Genomic DNA, 17292 nt, shown 5'->3' with positions numbered 1-17292 from the left:
GACTTCAGTCATCGCTTCCTACCTGATCACTCAACCTCGACCGCTTCCGGATTCGGATTGCGCGGCACCGGGCTTTCGTCGAACGTGAGCGCGACCTTGTCGTTCTCGTCCACGTCCACCGTTACTCGCCCACCCGACATCAGCTTGCCGAACAACAGTTCGTCCGCCAGCGCACGACGAATCGTGTCCTGGATCAGGCGCTGCATCGGCCGTGCCCCCATCAGCGGATCAAAACCGTGCTTCGCCAGATGCGCGCGCAAGCCGTCGGTGAAGACCGCGTCGACCTTCTTCTCATGCAACTGATCTTCCAGTTGCATCAGGAACTTGTCGACCACCCGCATGATGATTTCTTCATCGAGCGAGCGGAAGCTGATGATCTGGTCCAGACGATTCCGGAACTCAGGCGTGAACATCCGCTTGATATCGGCCATTTCGTCGCCGGTTTCCCGACGATTCGTGAAACCGATTGCCGACTTCTGCATCGCTTCGGCGCCCGCGTTCGTCGTCATGATGATAATGACGTTGCGGAAATCTGCCTTGCGACCGTTGTTGTCGGTCAGCGTGCCGTGATCCATGACCTGCAGCAGCACGTTGTAGATATCCGGATGCGCCTTTTCGATTTCGTCGAGCAACAGCACGCAATGCGGCTTCTTCGTGACGGCTTCAGTCAGCAAACCACCCTGATCGAATCCGACATATCCCGGCGGCGCGCCAATCAAACGGCTGACCGCATGACGCTCCATGTACTCGGACATGTCGAAGCGGAGCAATTCGATACCCAGCGTGAACGCCAGTTGCTTCGCCACTTCCGTCTTGCCGACACCCGTCGGCCCCGAGAACAGGAATGCGCCGATTGGCTTGTCCGTCTTGCCGAGACCTGCCCGGGCCATCTTGATGGCGGCGGCCAATGCATCGATAGACGGGTCCTGGCCAAACACCACGCTCTTCAGGTCGCGATCCAGCGTTTGCAACTTGCTGCGATCGTCCTGCGACACGCTTTGCGGCGGGACACGCGCGATCTTCGAGATGATCTCTTCGATCTCGTTCTTACCGATAGTCTTCTTCTGCTTCGACTTCGGCAGGATGCGTTGCGCTGCGCCCGCTTCGTCGATTACATCGATAGCCTTGTCCGGCAGATGACGGTCGGTGATAAAGCGCGCCGACAATTCAGCAGCCGCGGACAACGCACCCGACGAATATTTCACGCCGTGATGCTCTTCGAAACGCGACTTGAGACCGCGCAAGATGGCGATGGTCTGCTCGACGGTCGGTTCGGCGACATCAACCTTCTGGAAACGACGCGACAACGCTGCGTCTTTTTCGAAGATTCCGCGATATTCCGTGAATGTGGTCGCGCCGATGCACTTCAACTGGCCCGACGACAAAGCAGGCTTCAGCAGATTCGATGCATCCAGCGTGCCGCCCGACGCCGCACCCGCACCAATCAGCGTGTGAATTTCGTCGATGAACAGCACCGCGTGCGGACGTTCCTTCAACTCTTTCAGCACCGTCTTGAGGCGTTGCTCGAAATCGCCACGGTATTTAGTACCGGCCAGCAATGCGCCCATATCGAGCGAATACACCTGAGCGTCCGCAAGAATGTCCGGCACTTCGCCGCGCGTGATGCGCCACGCAAGCCCTTCGGCAATCGCAGTTTTACCCACGCCTGCCTCACCGACCAGCAGCGGATTGTTCTTCCGGCGACGGCACAGCACCTGCACCACACGCTCGACTTCCAATTCGCGTCCAATCAGCGGATCGATCTTGCCGTCTTTCGCGAGCTGGTTAAGGTTCTGCGTGAACTGCGCAAGCGGCGTTTCCTTTTGCGCAGCCGCGTCTTCCGCTTCGGGATTCGCGTCGCTGCTTGCCTTCGCCGCGTCGCCCGTATTCGTCTTCGCAATGCCATGCGAGATGAAATTGACGACGTCGAGACGCGTCACGCCCTGCTGTTGCAGGTAGTAGACGGCATGTGAATCCTTTTCACCGAAGATGGCGACGAGCACGTTCGCGCCGGTCACTTCCTTCTTTCCATTCGATGTTGACTGCACGTGCATGATCGCGCGTTGAATCACGCGCTGAAAACCAAGCGTCGGCTGGGTATCAACATCGTCCGTGCCGGGCACGGTCGGGGTGTTGTCGTGAATGAAATTGCGCAGGTTTTGACGCAAATCTTCAATATTTGCTGCGCATGCGCGCAACACTTCAGCCGCGGTCGGGTTGTCCAACAAGGCCAGTAAAAGATGCTCGACCGTAATGAACTCGTGCCGTGCCTGACGTGCTTCCATAAACGCCATGTGCAGACTGACTTCCAGTTCCTGGGCAATCATGCTTCCTCCATCACACACTGCAGCGGATGACCCGCTTGCCTCGCGTGGCTAACGACTTGCTCAACTTTGGTCGACGCGATGTCCCGCGTATAGACCCCACAAACTCCCCTGCCTTCGCGATGAACCTTCAGCATGATTTGCGTCGCAGTCTCACGATCTTTATTGAAATGTTCCTGCACGACGAACACGACGAATTCCATCGGCGTGAAGTCGTCATTCAGCAGCACCACTTTGTACATGGACGGCTGTTTCAGCTTTTGTTCCTGCCGCTCCAGTACGGTGCCATCCTGCTTGTTGGGATTGATCGCCATACGCCCATTCTAAACAACTCGGACAGGCTCGCCATCTCGCCAAAACTCCGTTCGCCATATAAGCCGAAACGGTGTCGCCGCACACTTCGCGCAACCTGTCGCTTGCTGAATTCTGCCGGCCCTCGTGACACAGGCCAGCCCTCTTGAAACATCGTTGAATCCAGTATCGCACAGCTCTCAAAAAAACGAATTGTCCACCTGGACGCGGCCGACTTGGACGCTCAACCCGCTGCGACTGACTGGGTGACCCTTATAAGAATCACTCGAGCGAATCAACCGTTCGAAGCAATCGTGCGGCCTGAACTGCGAGCCGCGGCGGTCAAGGGTAATAACCGCCTGCTGCCTGTACTCCTCATGTGCGTCGATTATGCGACTTTTCAAGATGGCGTGCTTGTGCGGCGGGATACGCGCAAAGCGGGAAAAACCCTTGAAATGAGGTCTTTACAACGTCTTTACGACCATCTCAAAATTTTCTTGACACTTGATTTAAGAGATTAAACAATCAAATTGGCACTTTTTTCCGAAGCGTTTCAGGTGAAGAAAGGCCGCGGTGAGCTTGTGAGGAGGGGGCGGTCCACATTGTGGGTTGCCAAGCTTTTCGAGCGTGCTCGTGGTAGCGACGAGAGTGAGAGGGGAAGTGATGTCAACTGGTACGGTCAAATGGTTCAACGACGCGAAAGGCTACGGATTCATCACGCCCGATGAAGGCGGCGAGGATCTGTTTGCTCATTTCTCGGCGATACAAATGAATGGTTTCAAGACGCTCAAGGAAGGCCAGAAGGTCAGCTTTGAGATTGTCCAGGGACCCAAGGGCAAACAGGCATCGAACATCCAGGAATCTGCTGCCTGACCGTTCGATAGCGCGCTGTCCTCGAAACCGGCCGCATGCCGTGACATCGTTCAGATAAACGTTTCTGCGTTATTCGACGGTCGAATGCAACGGCGGGATTCAACGGCCCGAACGCATTTGCGGTCGGGCCGTTTTTCATTGGGACCAAGCCGTTGATGAACCCGGCTAACTACGGTTGCTCGTGGTCAGGCCGAACCTTGCGCGGACGCCCGCCTTTCTTGCCATTTTCTCGCGACGATGCGGCCTTCGCATCCGACTTGACCGAACCAGCGCGGCTTGCCAAGTGTTTCATCCAGACCTGTGACCCGTAGATCCCTTCGAAAAGCGCGAGCGCATACAAGTCCACGTCGAGTTTTGGGAAGTGCAAGCCCCAACCGGCTGGGGAAATCTCGATCATCTTCAACTCGGCATCGCTTGCGCCGTCCAGCCCCTGGATCAGGGCAATCGGGACTGCGAGCGTTACACCGTTGTCGAATTCGACCTCTATCTTGGCGATGGAACGACGGTAGCGCGCCTTGACCGCGCAAGGTCCGACGCCTTCCCCACGCTTGCGGGCCGCTGCCATGGACTCAATGGTAATTGCCATGAATATTTCTCCAGGCTCCGCACAGGGAAGGTAGGGACGGCGCGATCAATTTCGCCGTGTGGCGGACGCCGGCATCGGAAACTTTTCCTTTGATGCCGCGTACATCGAGAGGGCCGTCCGGACAGTTCAGATCGAACACAATCTCAAACCCTGCCCTGCCCTGCCCTGCACGTGAACGTGAACCTGGACGTGCGCCGGTCGATGATCTGCGGGGTATATGACCACTCTGAGCCCATTCAGTAGAAGGATAGTGGGCATGGGAAGATCATAAACCTAACTGCTAGGTTTTTTACATCAGGCCTTTGCCATCGTGAAAATTTACACTTCAGTTTTCTGACATTGCTCAGCGAACACCGGACTCTCCATCGAAGATCAGTTCACGCCGATCTCATGAAAAAACCCCAGTGAGTCAAACTCAACCGGGGCTTTCCTTGAAGATTTATCCGAACCTACATATTTTCGATCAGCACCTGCCCAAATCCCGAGCACGAAACCTGCGTCGCGCCTTCCATCAAACGCGCAAAGTCGTATGTCACGCGCTTTGTCAGAATTGATGCTTCCATCGACTTGATGATGATGTCCGCCGCTTCGGTCCAGCCGAGGTGGCGCAGCATCATTTCCGCCGACAGGATTTCTGAGCCCGGATTCACGTAGTCCTTGCCCGCATACTTCGGCGCGGTGCCGTGCGTGGCTTCGAACATGGCCACCGAATCCGACATGTTCGCGCCCGGCGCAATGCCAATGCCGCCAACTTGAGCCGCCAGCGCGTCCGACACGTAATCGCCGTTCAGATTCAGCGTGGCGATCACATCGTACTCAGCCGGACGCAACAGGATCTGCTGGAGGAATGCATCGGCGATAACGTCCTTTAGCACAACGTCGCCGCCCTTCGGGCTCTTGATCTTCATCCACGGGCCGCCGTCGATGAGTTCCGCACCGAACTCCTTCTGCGCCAGCGCATAGCCGAAATCACGGAACGCACCTTCCGTGTATTTCATGATGTTGCCCTTGTGCACGAGCGTGACGGTATTGCGATTATGGTCAATCGCGTACTGGATCGCCTTGCGAACCAGACGCTCCGTGCCTTCACGCGACACCGGCTTCACACCGATACCCGACGTGTCCGGGAAGCGGATCTTCGTCACGCCCATTTCTTCGCGCAGGAACTTGATGACCTTCTTCGCCTCTTCCGACTCGGCCGCCCATTCGATGCCGGCGTAAATGTCTTCCGAGTTCTCGCGGAAGATAATCATGTTGACCTTTTCCGGCTCGCGCACCGGCGACGGCACGCCCTTGAAATACTGCACCGGGCGCAGGCAGACGTACAGGTCGAGTTGCTGGCGCAGCGCGACGTTCAGCGAACGGATACCGCCGCCAACCGGCGTGGTAAGCGGCCCTTTGATAGAGACGACATATTCCTTCAGCACGTCCAGCGTTTCATCCGGCAGCCAAACGTCCGGGCCGTAGACCTTGGTGGCCTTCTCGCCCGCGAAGATTTCCATCCAGTGGATCTTCTTTTTGCCTGCATAGGCTTTTTCCACCGCTGCGTCGACGACCTTGATCATCACCGGCGTGATGTCCACACCCGTACCATCGCCTTCGATAAAAGGGATGATCGGCTGGTCGGAAACGTTGAGCGAGTAATCCGCATTAACGGTGATCTTGTCACCGCCCGTCGGAACCTTGATGTGCTGATACGGCATGGTCGACTCCAAAGATGGCTGGGCTAGCTAAAACAGAAATGCACAGAATGCGTTCGGAAATTCGGCGAAAAGGCGGAGGAGCGAACGGTGGCCCGGCGATCAGCGCCAATACCGGCGCGGCGCCCGGGCGACCTGAACGGTATTCTAGCCCACGGTGCACAGGGCTCGCCCGACCCCGGCTTCGCCGCAGTGCAACAAAACGGTGCACGCGTGCGCCGGTCAAAGACCGCCGGTTGATGCCGTTGTCATGATCAGCTACCGTACGATTCATGTCCTGACTTAAGTCTTATGTCTTATATAAGAGTTGGGGCTTGATGTTTCGGATTATGCATTAATATCGCGCCATTCGCCATAGGCGGATTGCCGCGCTGCGCTTGAGCGGTGCCTCGTTTTTATCGCGTTTTCCTCATTGATCCTCGCCATGCCGCTGCTTGCCCTTAACAAACCATTCGGCACGATCTGTCAATTTTCGCCGCACGAGAAACACCTCTCGCTGGGCGAATGGGTGAAGACGCCCAGCGTTTATCCGGCTGGCCGGCTGGATACCGACAGCGAAGGCCTGCTTCTGCTCACCGACGATGGCGCGCTTCAGGCGCGTATTGCCGAGCCTCGTCACAAGTTGGTGAAACGGTATTGGGCACAAGTCGATGGCGCACCCGACGCGGACGCGCTCAAGCGTCTGGCCGCCGGCGTTGACTTGGGGGATTTCGTGACACGTCCGTGCACCGTGCAGCGCGTTGAACCCGTTGAACGGGTAGACCAGCTTTGGCCACGTAATCCGCCTATTCGATATCGCGCCGCCACTCCGACCACGTGGATCGAACTGTCGATAACGGAGGGACGTAATCGGCAGGTGCGTCGAATGACCGCAGCCGTCGGATACCCGACACTGCGGCTGGTGCGCGTGGGTATCGGTGCGCTGGATATATTCAGTCTCGGACTTGCGCCGGGTGCATCGATGGAACTGGCGCCGCGCGCACCATGGAACGGCATTGGGTAACAAGCAACTGCGAAACAAGCAACTGCGAAACAAGCAACTGCGAAACAAACGACGAAGCAACGACGCAACTGCGTTCAACTGAAACAAAAACATTACAAAATCGATTCGCCTTCCAAACGATTATCTCGGCACGATTCCCAAAAACACGTCAACGGACTTCCGGCATGCGGCGTTATTCGCTGCAGATGCCTTAAAACCGCCATCCGGCATTAGCGAAGGACCATAACACCGAGCCAACTTACGAAGGCTTTATGTAAGGTTAAAGCGCTCGCAGCGAGATCGAAGTTTGTTCGAATCCCCTGTCAACCAAAAGGTGGATGGCTCGTTTACCGTCATGACTCCATCGACCGGGTCACAAGGTTAAATCAAACTAAAGCTGAGGATTTACAACATGAACAAATTGATCGCTGCTCTCGTCGCTGGCCTGTTCGCAACGGCTGCATTTGCACAAGCTTCGGCTCCGGAAGCATCGGCTCCTGCAGCAGCTTCGACCGCTCACAAGGCAACCCACAAGAAGTCGACGCATAAGAAGGCTACGCACAAGAAGGCAGCTTCGGCTGCAGCTGCTTCGGCCGCGTCGGAGTAAGTTGGTAATAGATCGCGGTAACGCGACGCTACACCAAGCAGTGCTGCCGCCATAGCGGCATTGAAAGGCAGACACCTGTAAAGGTTTCTGCCTTTTTCTTTGAGTCGTCCGGTTATGTCAACACGGATCCACGCACGCTCACACAGGCACTTTTTGTCGGCGTGCGCGCGCTCAAGTAACATGCGCCAGTCTTCACTGATTCTTCAGCTAACCGGCTTCATCTCACCAGGAGTTTCGCCGTGCGTCTTCCATGGCCCTCGCCCCGTTCGGTTTCATCGTTTGATCTTGGACGTCTAGTGCGCCGCGCGCTGGTTGCGTTTTCCGTTCCGCTCGTCTCGTTGATTGCAGTCGCGCCGATGGCGGCACACGCCCAACCGCTCGCGGCAGAGCCGGGACAAATGCCACCGGGTGCAAAAAAGCCCGCCGATTTTCCGCACACCAAACTCACCGCGGGCATGTATGTGATCGACGCCGCCGTTGCCGCGAACGATGCCGATCGCGAACAAGGCTTGATGTATCGCACGAAGCTCGAGCCGAATGAAGGCATGCTGTTCGTCTTCAATGAAACGGCCGTGCACTGTTTCTGGATGAAAAACACGTTGATCCCGCTGTCGATCGCGTTTATCCGCGCAGACGGGACCGTCACGGACATCGATGAAATGCAGGCCGAGACGGAAAACAACCACTGCCCGCGCAACAATGGCGTGTACGCGCTGGAAATGAGCAAGGGCTGGTTTGCATCGAAGGGAATTCAGCCGGGCATGCAGATCAAGGGGTTGCCCGCAGCGCAATAACGAGGGCCTCGAGCGCGGGGTGGTTGATCCCCCGACACGCCTCATCCGAAGCCGGCCGCCCGCTCATGCGCGCGCCGGCTTTTTCCTTTTCGCGGCCGAAGGTGCAGCCCCGGTCACGGCCCGGAATGCCGCCCGCGCGTCATCAAAGATTCATCTTTTTCGCGGAGCTGGCAAGAATCCTGCAAAGACCTTGTCGACGCGCTATCCTAATAAACCAGCGAAGCCGTCACACAAGCACGACAAAGCTTCGCTCCGGAGCCGCCGGCCGGGCCATCGTGCCCAGTCCGGGCTGCAAAGCTCCATCCAATCAACAGGAGGTTCAAGTGCCCCGCAAGACTCCCATCGACCGCTATCGGAATATTGGTATCAGCGCTCATATCGATGCCGGTAAGACCACCACCACCGAACGCATTCTTTTCTATACCGGTGTGAATCACAAAATTGGTGAGGTTCACAACGGCGCGGCCACGATGGACTGGATGGAGCAGGAACAGGAGCGCGGCATCACGATCACCTCCGCCGCCACCACGGCCTTCTGGAAAGGCATGGCGGGGAATTATCCGGAGCACCGGATCAACATCATCGATACACCGGGACACGTCGATTTCACCATCGAAGTGGAACGGTCGATGCGCGTGCTCGACGGCGCCTGCATGGTCTATGACTCGGTCGGAGGCGTCCAGCCGCAATCGGAAACGGTCTGGCGCCAGGCGAACAAATACAAGGTGCCGCGCATTGCGTTCGTCAACAAGATGGACCGCGTGGGCGCCGACTTTTTCCGCGTGCAGCGGCAGATCGGCGAGCGCCTGAAGGGCGTTGCCGTACCCATGCAGATTCCCGTGGGTGCTGAAGAACACTTCCAGGGCGTGATCGATCTCGTGAAGATGAAAGCGATCATCTGGGACGAAGCCAGCCAGGGCGTGCTGTTCGAATACCAGGAAATCCCCGATAACCTGCTCGCCACCGCCGAAGAATGGCGCGAGAAGATGATCGAGGCCGCCGCGGATGCCAATGAAGCGCTGATGGACAAGTACATCGGCGGCGAAGACATCAGCGAAGACGAAATCAAGGAAGCTATCCGGGCGCGCACGCTCAGGAGCGAAATCGTCCCCATGTTCTGCGGCAGCGCGTTCAAGAACAAGGGCGTGCAGGCCATGCTGGACGCGGTGATCGACTACCTGCCGTCGCCGGCGGACGTGCCCGCCATCAATGGCGTGGACGAGTACGACAAACATGCGGAACGTCATCCGACCGATGAAGATCCGTTCTCGGCGCTCGCCTTCAAGATCATGACGGACCCGTTTGTCGGCCAGTTGATTTTCTTCCGGGTGTATTCGGGCGTGGTGAATTCCGGCGATACGGTCTACAACGCGATCAAGGAGAAGAAGGAACGGCTTGGCCGGATTCTCCAGATGCACGCGAACGAGCGTCAGGAAATCAAGGAAGTGCGCGCCGGCGATATTGCCGCGGCCGTGGGCCTGAAGGAAGCGACCACTGGCGACACGCTCTGCGATCCCGCTCATCCGATCATTCTCGAACGCATGATCTTCCCGGAACCGGTGATCTCCCAGGCCGTCGAGCCGAAGACGAAACCCGACCAGGAAAAGATGGGTATCGCGTTAAACCGGCTGGCGCAGGAAGATCCGTCGTTCCGCGTGCAGACCGATGAAGAGTCCGGCCAGACGATTATTTCGGGCATGGGCGAGCTGCACCTGGAAATTCTGGTGGACCGGATGCGCCGTGAGTTCGGCGTCGAAGCGACGGTTGGTAAACCGCAGGTGGCCTATCGCGAGACCATTCGTATTCCCGTTGAAGATATTGAAGGCAAGTTCGTCAAGCAGTCGGGCGGACGCGGTCAGTACGGTCACGTGGTGCTGAAGCTGGAACCGCAAAAGCCGGGTACGGGTTATGAATTCGTCGATGCCATCAAGGGCGGTGTCGTGCCGCGCGAATACATTCCGGCGGTCGACAAAGGTATTCAGGAAACGCTGAAAGCCGGTGTGCTGGCGGGGTATCCGGTGGTGGACGTGAAGGTGACGCTGACCTTCGGTTCGTACCACGACGTGGACTCGAACGAAAACGCGTTCCGCATGGCTGGATCGATGGCGTTCAAGGACGGCATGAGGAAAGCCAAGCCGGTACTGCTCGAACCGATGATGGCCGTGGAAGTGGAAACACCTGAGGATTTCATGGGCAACGTGATGGGCGATTTGTCGTCACGTCGCGGGATCGTGCAGGGCATGGAGGACATCGCGGGCGGCGGCGGCAAGATCGTGCGCGCCGAGGTGCCGCTGGCTGAAATGTTTGGCTACTCGACCACGCTACGCTCGCTCACCCAGGGCCGCGCTACGTACACGATGGAGTTCAAGCACTACGCCGAGACGCCGAACAACGTCGCGGAAGCCATCGTGAGCTCGAAGGGGAAGTAGGCGTTGCCGGATTCGGAAGCCCGAGTCGGTGACTGAGCGAAGTCCGTTGTCGCCTCCCGGCGGCGACGGACTTTTTGCTTTTTACCTGGGCGACTGCAACGTAAATTGACGACAGCTTTCCCATGGATACACCTGCACACACGGAGACAAACACAATGAGCGATGAACACGATCATGACCACGAGCACACCGACTGGCGCGAGAACGGCGTCAAGGTGATCAAGGGCGATCAACTCGATACCAACACCCCGCAGACGCCCGGAATGAATCGCGCGGCCGCTATCAACGCAGCGCGCGTGGGTGCGCAGAAAATCTGGGCCGGCACGGTGACGATCCATCCGAACGCGAAGACCGGCGCGCATCATCACGGCGCGCTGGAGAGCGTGATCTACGTCGTGCGCGGACAAGCGCGCATGAAGTGGGGCAATCATCTGGAATTTACCGCTGAGGCCGGGCCGGGCGATTTCATCTTCGTGCCGCCGTACGTGCCGCATCAGGAAATCAATGCGCTCACCGACGAACCGCTGGAATGCGTGCTCGTGCGCAGCGACAATGAAGCGGTGGTGGTGAATCTGACTATCGATGCAGTGGAGGAGCCTGAAGAGGTCTTCTGGGTCGATCCGATTCATAAGCATCCGCACGAACATTGATCCGATTGCATGAGCAGACACCTGCACGGAATTTTCTACCGCCTTGCCGCCGCACAGCCCGCAAGCTTTGCCATAGTGTCGCGGCTGTCCCACGGCACGGGTAATTAATTGCCACGCGAAACGGCCGCCGGGAATCGGAACACTATTTGCTCCGCTAAACTGAAAGCTGAACGCGCCTCCGATTCCGCCGCTGCCGCCGTCCTTTGCCGGGACGCGCAGTATCGTCGAGTCAAAACAACAACCGAATCCTGAACCGGACAGCCCGATGAAAAAAACCGCAACCGATCTGGACTCGCTTTCCCCCTTCAATGCCGCGCTCGAACAGTCGAGGGGATCAGCGGGAGAACTCGGCAACCATGCCATCGATGAATTCAAAGCCGGCCGGCTCTCGCGGCGCGAGTTGCTACGGCACGCGAGTTTGCTGGGTTTATCGATGGCCGCCGGCGGTTTGATCGGCATGCCGCACGCACGCGCGCAAGCGCCCGCGGGCAAGCCGGGCGGCACGATCCGCGTGGCGCATCTGACGCCTTCGGGCCAGGTCGATCCGCTTACCGTCACCGACCCTGCCGGCCTCGCGCTGATCAATCAGACGGGCGAATTTCTCATCGACGATGACGGTCAAGCGCTCGTGCTCCGCCCTTCCCTCGCGCTTTCATGGAAGCCGAACGAGAAGGGCGATGTGTGGACCTTCGAGCTGCGCCCGAACGTCAAGTTCCACGACGGCCAGTCGATGACCGCGAAGGACGTCGCAGCGACGTTCAACCGGCTTGCCGATCCGGCCAGCGGTTCGGCGGCGCTCTCCGTGCTTAAGGGCGTGTTGTCGAAGGGATCGGTGAAGGTGGTCGACGACATGACGGTCGAGTTCCATCTGGACGCGCCGAACGGCAACTTCCCGTATTACGTTTCTTCGGATACGTACAACGCGGTGATCCTGCCGGCGAATTTCAGCGGCACCTACGAGAAGTCGTTCCCGGGCACAGGTCCGTTCAAGTTCGAAAAGTACACGCCGAAGGTGGGTGCATCGTTTGTGCGCAACCCGGATTACTGGGGTGAGAAAGCGCTGCCCGAGCGCATAACGTTCGCGTTCTACGCCGACGAACAATCGGAACTGCTCGCGTTGCAAGGCCGGCAAGCCGACGTGATGGGCGACTTCACCGTGCAGGGCGGGCTCAGCATGATGACGAATCCCGAGTTCAAGGTGCTCGGCGTGAAGTCGAGCGCGCATCGGCAGATGCATATGCGCACCGACACGGGTCCGTTCAAGGACAAACGCGTGCGCCAGGCGTTGGCGCTGGCGGTGAATCGCGAGGTGCTGGTCAAGGGGCTGTTCAAGGGACGCGCGGCGTTGGGCAATGACAGTCCGTTCTCGCCCGTGTTTCCATCGAGCGATTTGTCCGTGCCGCAGCGCAAGCTCGATGTCGCGAAGGCGAAGCAATTGCTCGCGGCCGCAGGCGTGCCGAACGGTTTCGACGTCACGCTCACGACAGAGAAGTACATGGAGATTCCCGATCTCGCGGTCGTGATCCAGAACGCAGCGAAGGCGGTCGGCATCCGCATCACGCTGAAGGTGGAAAGCCAGGAGCTGTATTACGGCGCTGGCACCTTTGGCAAGTCGGACTGGCTCGATTCGCCCTTGGGCATCACGGATTACGGACATCGCGGCGTGCCGAACGTGTTTCTCAATGCGCCGCTGACCAGCGGAGGCACATGGAACGCCGCGCATTTCAAGAATCCGCAATACGACAAGCTGGTGGCGGATTTCGTGGCGGCGCTCGACGTAGCATCGCAGAAAAAACTCTCGGGGCAAATCCAGGCCTTGCTGCTCGACGAAACGCCGGTCGTGATTCCCTATTTCTACGATCAGCTGATCGTCACGCGGGCTAACGTGAGCGGCGTACGCTTCAATGCAATTTCGCAGCTGTATTTCCAACGCGCGACTATCGGCGCGTAGCCGGTTCATTTTGAATCTCTTAGAGATTTGCGCTCGTGAAGGTTGACCCGAGGATGCTCCGATCATGAACACGGTCTCTCCTTCCGCCGCGCCGGGCGCGCCGAAAATCAGCTCACGCAGCAACGCCGGAAGCGCCGCGCGCATTGCGCGGTTCGTAGGCGTGCGGCTGCTGCTCGCGGTCATCACGTTGTGGCTGCTGTCGGTGATCGTGTTCGCGGGCGGCCAGTTGCTTCCCGGCGATGTCGGCCGCGCAATCCTCGGGCCTCTCGCCGACGCGCGCGCGGTCGCCGCGCTCAATCATCAACTGGGCGTCGACCGGCCTTTGCTCACGCAATACGCCGGCTGGATCGCGCATTTCCTGCGCGGCGACATGGGCGAGTCGTATTCGTATCGCGCGCCGGTGGCGCCGTTCATCGGCAGTGCGCTGTTGAACTCGGCCAAGCTGGGCGCGCTGGCGTTTATCGTCGTCGTGCCGCTTGGTATTGCCGGCGGCGTTTATGCCGCGCTCCACGAAGGGCGCTGGATCGACCGGACGATCAGCATTGCGGGGTTATCGGCGACAGTCGTGCCGGAGTTCGTCTCTTCCATTGTGCTGATTCTCGTGTTTGGTATCTGGCTGCAATGGCTGCCGATTGAAGCAACGTTTCCACCCGGGTCGAATGTGTTCGTTCAACTGCAGCATCTGATCCTGCCCGTGTTGCCGCTGGTGCTGGTGTTCTTCGGCTACATCGCCCGCATGGCGCGCGCCGGCACCGTTGAAGCACTCGATGCCGACTACACCCGCACTGCGATTCTCAAGGGCCTGCCGCGCCGTGTGGTGATCATGCGGCACGTCCTGCGCAATGCGCTGTTGCCGACCGTCACCGTTGCCGCCACGCAGCTCGGCTACATGATCGGCGGGCTGGTGGTCGTGGAGACGCTGTTCCACTATCAGGGCATTGGCTCACTCATTTATAACGCCGCCAAAGGCAAGGACTTCCCGATGCTCGAAGCCGGCGTGCTGACCATCGGCGTGATTTATACGGCGGCGAACCTGATCGCGGATGCGCTGTACGTTGTGTTGAATCCGCGCTTGCGGGTGAGGAACGCGCAATGAGCACAGCGACCGTCGCGCCCGCACCGCGCAGGGCGCCGCGTTTTGAACGCAGCAAAGCGCTGCTGCGCTCACCCACGTTCGTGGTCGGCGTGCTGATCCTGCTGTTCTGGGTCGCGTGTGCGCTGGTCGGGCATTGGGTCGTGCCGCAGGATCCGTACGCATCCGATCCGTTGAACTCCCTCACCCCGCCCGACGCCACGCACTGGTTCGGCACCGATCAACTCGGCCGCGATGTGTTCGCGCGCGTGATCGTCGGCGCGCGCGACATTCTCACCATCGCACCGCTGGCAACGTTGCTCGGCACGGTGGCGGGAACCGCGGTTGGCTTGATCGTCGGTTACTTCGATGGATGGGTGGACAACGTGATCGGCCGGCTGATCGACGCGGTGCTCGCGTTACCGCTGGTGATCGTTGCGCTGCTTGCGCTTGCAGCGGTCGGCGCCAGCAACGTCACCGTGATTCTCGTAATCGGCATCACCTTCACGCCGATCACCGCGCGCACGGTGCGCGCGGCCGTGTTCGCCGAACGCAATCTCGACTACGTGCTGGCGGCGCAATTGCGCGGCGAAAATGCGTTCTACATCATGTTCGCGGAGATCCTGCCGAACGTGCTGCAGCCGATCATCGTGGAAGCCACTGTGCGGCTCGGTTACGCCATTTTCGCGGTTGCCACGCTGTCATTCCTGGGCTTCGGCATTCAGCCGCCGTCGGCTGACTGGGGTCTTGCGCTGTCCGAGTGCTACACGCTGATGGCGGGCGGCGCATGGTGGACTGTTGTGTTCGACGCAGCCGCTATCGCTTCGCTGGTCGTGGGCGTGAACCTCGTTGCCGATGGCATCCAAGGAGTGCTCGAACGATGAACGGACCGCCGCCATCGGCCTTCCCTATCTTCGATGGATCGAAGAGCGCCGAAACCGACGCACTCACGCTTGTCGGCCTGACGGTCGCCTACCGTTCGCGCGGGCGCGACCGCGAAGTGCTGCAGGACATCTCGCTGCGGGTCAAACGCGGCGAGGCGTACGGGCTCGTCGGCGAATCCGGCTGTGGCAAATCCACGGCCGCGCTCGCCGTATTGCGTTATCTGCCGCGCAACGGCCGCGTGAAGTCGGGGAAGATTTCGATCGCCGGCCACGACATCGCTTCGATGAACGCCGACGCGTTGCGGCACATGCGGGCCAACGCGGTATCGATGGTTTATCAGGACCCGGGCCGCGCGTTGAACCCGTCGCTGACCATCGCGCGGCAGGTGTCGGAAGCGTTCGAGCTCGCGGGCGCGTCGGTGAGTGAAGCGCTGGAGCACACCATCGACATCTTGAAGCGCGTACGGATCTCGTCGCCTGAACGCGTAATGGATAGTTATCCACATCAATTGTCGGGCGGCATGCAGCAGCGCGTGGTCATCGCGATGGCGCTGGCGTGCAATCCGGCATTGCTGATCCTCGACGAACCCACTACGGGGCTCGACGCCACGGTCGAAGCGGAGGTGCTCGACCTGATCGCGCAACTGCGCGAAGAGCTTGGCACGGCGGTGCTTTTCATCAGCCACAACCTGGCGGTGATCGGCCGGATGTGTGATCGCGTTGGCGTGCTGTATGCCGGGAAGCTTGTAGAAGAAGGCACCACGCGCGATGTATTCGCGCGGCCGCGGCATCCGTACACGGTGGGCCTGCTGCGCTGTTTGCCGACGACGGGACGAAGCAAGGACACGGGCCGGCTCGACACCATTCCGGGCTCGCTGCCGCTGCCGGGATCGGTGACGCAGGGATGCATCTATGCGCAACGCTGCAAGCTCGCCGATGACCGATGTCATCGTGAAGCGCCGCCGCCGTATCGGGTATTGGCCGCTCATGGCGACCAGATGGCCCGTTGCCATTATCACGAACGCGCAATCGACTTGCCGCGCGCAACGCCGGAGGTTCTAAGCGCGGCTGTCGACAGGACAGATGCACCTATTGCCCTGCGCGCGGAGAATTTATCGAAGACGTTTCATGTTGGCGGAGAGTCGCTGCGGGCCGTGCACGATGTATCGCTGGAACTGGCGCTGGGTGAAACGCTCGGGCTGGTCGGTGAGTCAGGCAGCGGCAAGACGACGCTCGCGAAGCTGTTGCTCGGGTTGCTCTCGCCCGATGCAGGCGGCTCCATAGAACTCGACGGCGCCGCCCTGCCCGCGCGCGTGACAAACCGGAACGACGAACAGGTCAAGTCGCTGCAGATCGTGTTCCAGAATCCCGATTCGGCGTTGAACCGGGCGCATTCGGTGCGTCGGCTGATCGCGCGGTCGTTGTCGAAACTCGGCGCGTTGCGAGGGGCCGCGAAGGAAGCACGGCTGCAATCGCTGACTGCCGCCGTGCGATTGCCCGAGCGTTACCTGAGTTCGCGCACGCGGCAATTGTCGGGTGGGTTGAAACAGCGCGTGGCGATAGCGCGTGCGTTCGCTGGCGATCCGCGTGTGGTGGTTTGCGACGAGCCGACATCCGCCCTCGATGTGTCCGTGCAAGCCGCCATCCTGAACCTGCTCGCCGACCTGCAGCGTGAACGTGGCGTAAGTTACGTGTTTATCTCGCACGACCTGCACGTGGTGCGGTATTTGTCCGATCGCATTGCGGTGCTGTATCTCGGCCGGCTGATGGAGATCGGCCGCGCGACGGACGTGTTCGACGGGCCGCATCATCCTTATACCGAGGCGTTGTTGTCATCGATTCCGGCCGTTGGCGATGAACCGCAAGCGCGGGAGCGTATACGTCTTTCGGGTGAGTTGCCGAGTGCAGCGGACCCGCCGTCGGGTTGCGTGTTTCATACGCGCTGTCCGCGCAAGATAGGTGCGATTTGCGAGCAGGAGGAGCCGCCCTATGCGCACGCCACCGATGGACACAGGATTCGATGCCACATTCCCGTGGCCGAGCTTAAGCGCTTGCAAAAGCCTGGCTAAACCGGCGCGCTGAAGTCGGGCTTGGGCCGGCGTTAAGTCGGCGCTAGGTCAGGATTGAAGGAACCAATCGCCGCTCGTTC

General features: G+C 59.4%; 15 protein-coding genes. 11 read left to right on the top strand and 4 right to left on the bottom strand.

The window, feature by feature from the left end; genetic code table 11:
* Positions 1-26: 26 nt before the first annotated feature.
* Together clpA and clpS are read right to left on the bottom strand one after the other, a co-directional pair.
* Entirely contained in the window at positions 27-2327 is a 2301-nt protein-coding gene (gene clpA, locus ACMX25_RS15960) for an ATP-dependent Clp protease ATP-binding subunit ClpA (protein WP_414950959.1), read from the bottom strand.
* Positions 2324-2638, bottom strand: a complete 315-nt coding sequence (clpS, locus tag ACMX25_RS15955; protein WP_031359828.1) for an ATP-dependent Clp protease adapter ClpS — start codon at positions 2636-2638, stop codon at positions 2324-2326. Before clpS ends, clpA begins: the two co-directional genes overlap by 4 nt.
* Positions 2639-2851: 213 nt before the next feature.
* On the opposite strand from clpS, the gene ACMX25_RS15950 reads away from it, so the two are divergent.
* Entirely contained in the window at positions 2852-3136 is a 285-nt protein-coding gene (locus ACMX25_RS15950) for a hypothetical protein (RefSeq protein WP_414950958.1), read from the top strand.
* A 142-nt stretch (positions 3137-3278) separates the two neighbouring features.
* Positions 3279-3488, top strand: coding sequence for a cold-shock protein (locus ACMX25_RS15945; RefSeq protein ID WP_031359827.1), 210 nt, complete (start codon positions 3279-3281; stop codon positions 3486-3488).
* 169 nt (positions 3489-3657) lie between these two features.
* On the opposite strand, the gene ACMX25_RS15940 is transcribed toward ACMX25_RS15945, so the two are convergent.
* Together ACMX25_RS15940 and icd are read right to left on the bottom strand one after the other, a co-directional pair.
* Complete coding sequence (locus ACMX25_RS15940; RefSeq protein WP_414950956.1) at positions 3658-4074, bottom strand: DUF2442 domain-containing protein; 417 nt, start codon at positions 4072-4074, stop codon at positions 3658-3660.
* Positions 4075-4523: 449 nt separating this feature from the next.
* Entirely contained in the window at positions 4524-5777 is a 1254-nt protein-coding gene (gene icd / locus ACMX25_RS15935; protein ID WP_414950955.1) for an NADP-dependent isocitrate dehydrogenase, read from the bottom strand.
* A 421-nt stretch (positions 5778-6198) separates the two neighbouring features.
* Here icd and ACMX25_RS15930 point away from each other — a divergent pair, with 421 nt between their 5' ends.
* From ACMX25_RS15930 to ACMX25_RS15890, 9 genes are all read left to right on the top strand, one after another.
* A complete protein-coding gene (locus tag ACMX25_RS15930) occupies positions 6199-6777 on the top strand; it encodes a pseudouridine synthase (RefSeq protein ID WP_414950954.1) in 579 nt (192 codons plus the stop codon).
* Between the two features lie 391 nt (positions 6778-7168).
* Positions 7169-7363 carry a hypothetical protein gene (locus ACMX25_RS15925; RefSeq protein WP_031359822.1) on the top strand — a complete coding sequence of 65 codons (195 nt, stop codon included), beginning with the start codon at positions 7169-7171 and terminating at the stop codon, positions 7361-7363.
* A gap of 239 nt (positions 7364-7602) precedes the next feature.
* Positions 7603-8157: a DUF192 domain-containing protein gene (locus ACMX25_RS15920; RefSeq protein WP_414950953.1), complete on the top strand. Its 555-nt coding sequence runs from the start codon at positions 7603-7605 to the stop codon at positions 8155-8157.
* A gap of 323 nt (positions 8158-8480) precedes the next feature.
* Entirely contained in the window at positions 8481-10586 is a 2106-nt protein-coding gene (gene fusA / locus ACMX25_RS15915; RefSeq protein ID WP_414950952.1) for an elongation factor G, read from the top strand.
* Between the two features lie 155 nt (positions 10587-10741).
* Positions 10742-11236 carry a cupin domain-containing protein gene (locus tag ACMX25_RS15910; RefSeq protein WP_414950951.1) on the top strand — a complete coding sequence of 165 codons (495 nt, stop codon included), beginning with the start codon at positions 10742-10744 and terminating at the stop codon, positions 11234-11236.
* 265 nt (positions 11237-11501) lie between these two features.
* On the top strand, positions 11502-13187 hold the full coding sequence (locus ACMX25_RS15905) for an ABC transporter substrate-binding protein (RefSeq protein ID WP_414950950.1): 1686 nt from the start codon (positions 11502-11504) through the stop codon (positions 13185-13187).
* Between the two features lie 64 nt (positions 13188-13251).
* Positions 13252-14283: an ABC transporter permease gene (locus tag ACMX25_RS15900; RefSeq protein ID WP_414950949.1), complete on the top strand. Its 1032-nt coding sequence runs from the start codon at positions 13252-13254 to the stop codon at positions 14281-14283.
* Complete coding sequence (locus ACMX25_RS15895) at positions 14280-15143, top strand: ABC transporter permease (protein WP_414950948.1); 864 nt, start codon at positions 14280-14282, stop codon at positions 15141-15143. The genes ACMX25_RS15900 and ACMX25_RS15895 overlap by 4 nt, the downstream gene beginning before the upstream one ends.
* Positions 15140-17212: an ABC transporter ATP-binding protein gene (locus ACMX25_RS15890; RefSeq protein WP_414950947.1), complete on the top strand. Its 2073-nt coding sequence runs from the start codon at positions 15140-15142 to the stop codon at positions 17210-17212. Before ACMX25_RS15895 ends, ACMX25_RS15890 begins: the two co-directional genes overlap by 4 nt.
* The last annotated feature ends 80 nt before the right edge of the window (positions 17213-17292 follow it).

The sequence above is a fragment of the Caballeronia eucalypticola genome, assembly GCF_047608185.1.
Lineage (GTDB): Bacteria > Pseudomonadota > Gammaproteobacteria > Burkholderiales > Burkholderiaceae > Caballeronia.
This window is presented reverse-complemented; position numbering and strand designations above follow the sequence as displayed.

Coding starts and splice junctions, on each gene's coding strand:
- clpA (WP_414950959.1), bottom strand. CDS start 2,327: ATGATTGCCCAGGAACTGGAAGTCAGTCTGCACATGGCGTTTATGGAA.
- clpS (WP_031359828.1), bottom strand. CDS start 2,638: ATGGCGATCAATCCCAACAAGCAGGATGGCACCGTACTGGAGCGGCAG.
- ACMX25_RS15945 (WP_031359827.1), top strand. CDS start 3,279: ATGTCAACTGGTACGGTCAAATGGTTCAACGACGCGAAAGGCTACGGA.
- ACMX25_RS15940 (WP_414950956.1), bottom strand. CDS start 4,074: ATGGCAATTACCATTGAGTCCATGGCAGCGGCCCGCAAGCGTGGGGAA.
- icd (WP_414950955.1), bottom strand. CDS start 5,777: ATGCCGTATCAGCACATCAAGGTTCCGACGGGCGGTGACAAGATCACC.
- ACMX25_RS15930 (WP_414950954.1), top strand. CDS start 6,199: ATGCCGCTGCTTGCCCTTAACAAACCATTCGGCACGATCTGTCAATTT.
- ACMX25_RS15925 (WP_031359822.1), top strand. CDS start 7,169: ATGAACAAATTGATCGCTGCTCTCGTCGCTGGCCTGTTCGCAACGGCT.
- ACMX25_RS15910 (WP_414950951.1), top strand. CDS start 10,742: ATGAGCGATGAACACGATCATGACCACGAGCACACCGACTGGCGCGAG.
- ACMX25_RS15905 (WP_414950950.1), top strand. CDS start 11,502: ATGAAAAAAACCGCAACCGATCTGGACTCGCTTTCCCCCTTCAATGCC.
- ACMX25_RS15900 (WP_414950949.1), top strand. CDS start 13,252: ATGAACACGGTCTCTCCTTCCGCCGCGCCGGGCGCGCCGAAAATCAGC.
- ACMX25_RS15895 (WP_414950948.1), top strand. CDS start 14,280: ATGAGCACAGCGACCGTCGCGCCCGCACCGCGCAGGGCGCCGCGTTTT.
- ACMX25_RS15890 (WP_414950947.1), top strand. CDS start 15,140: ATGAACGGACCGCCGCCATCGGCCTTCCCTATCTTCGATGGATCGAAG.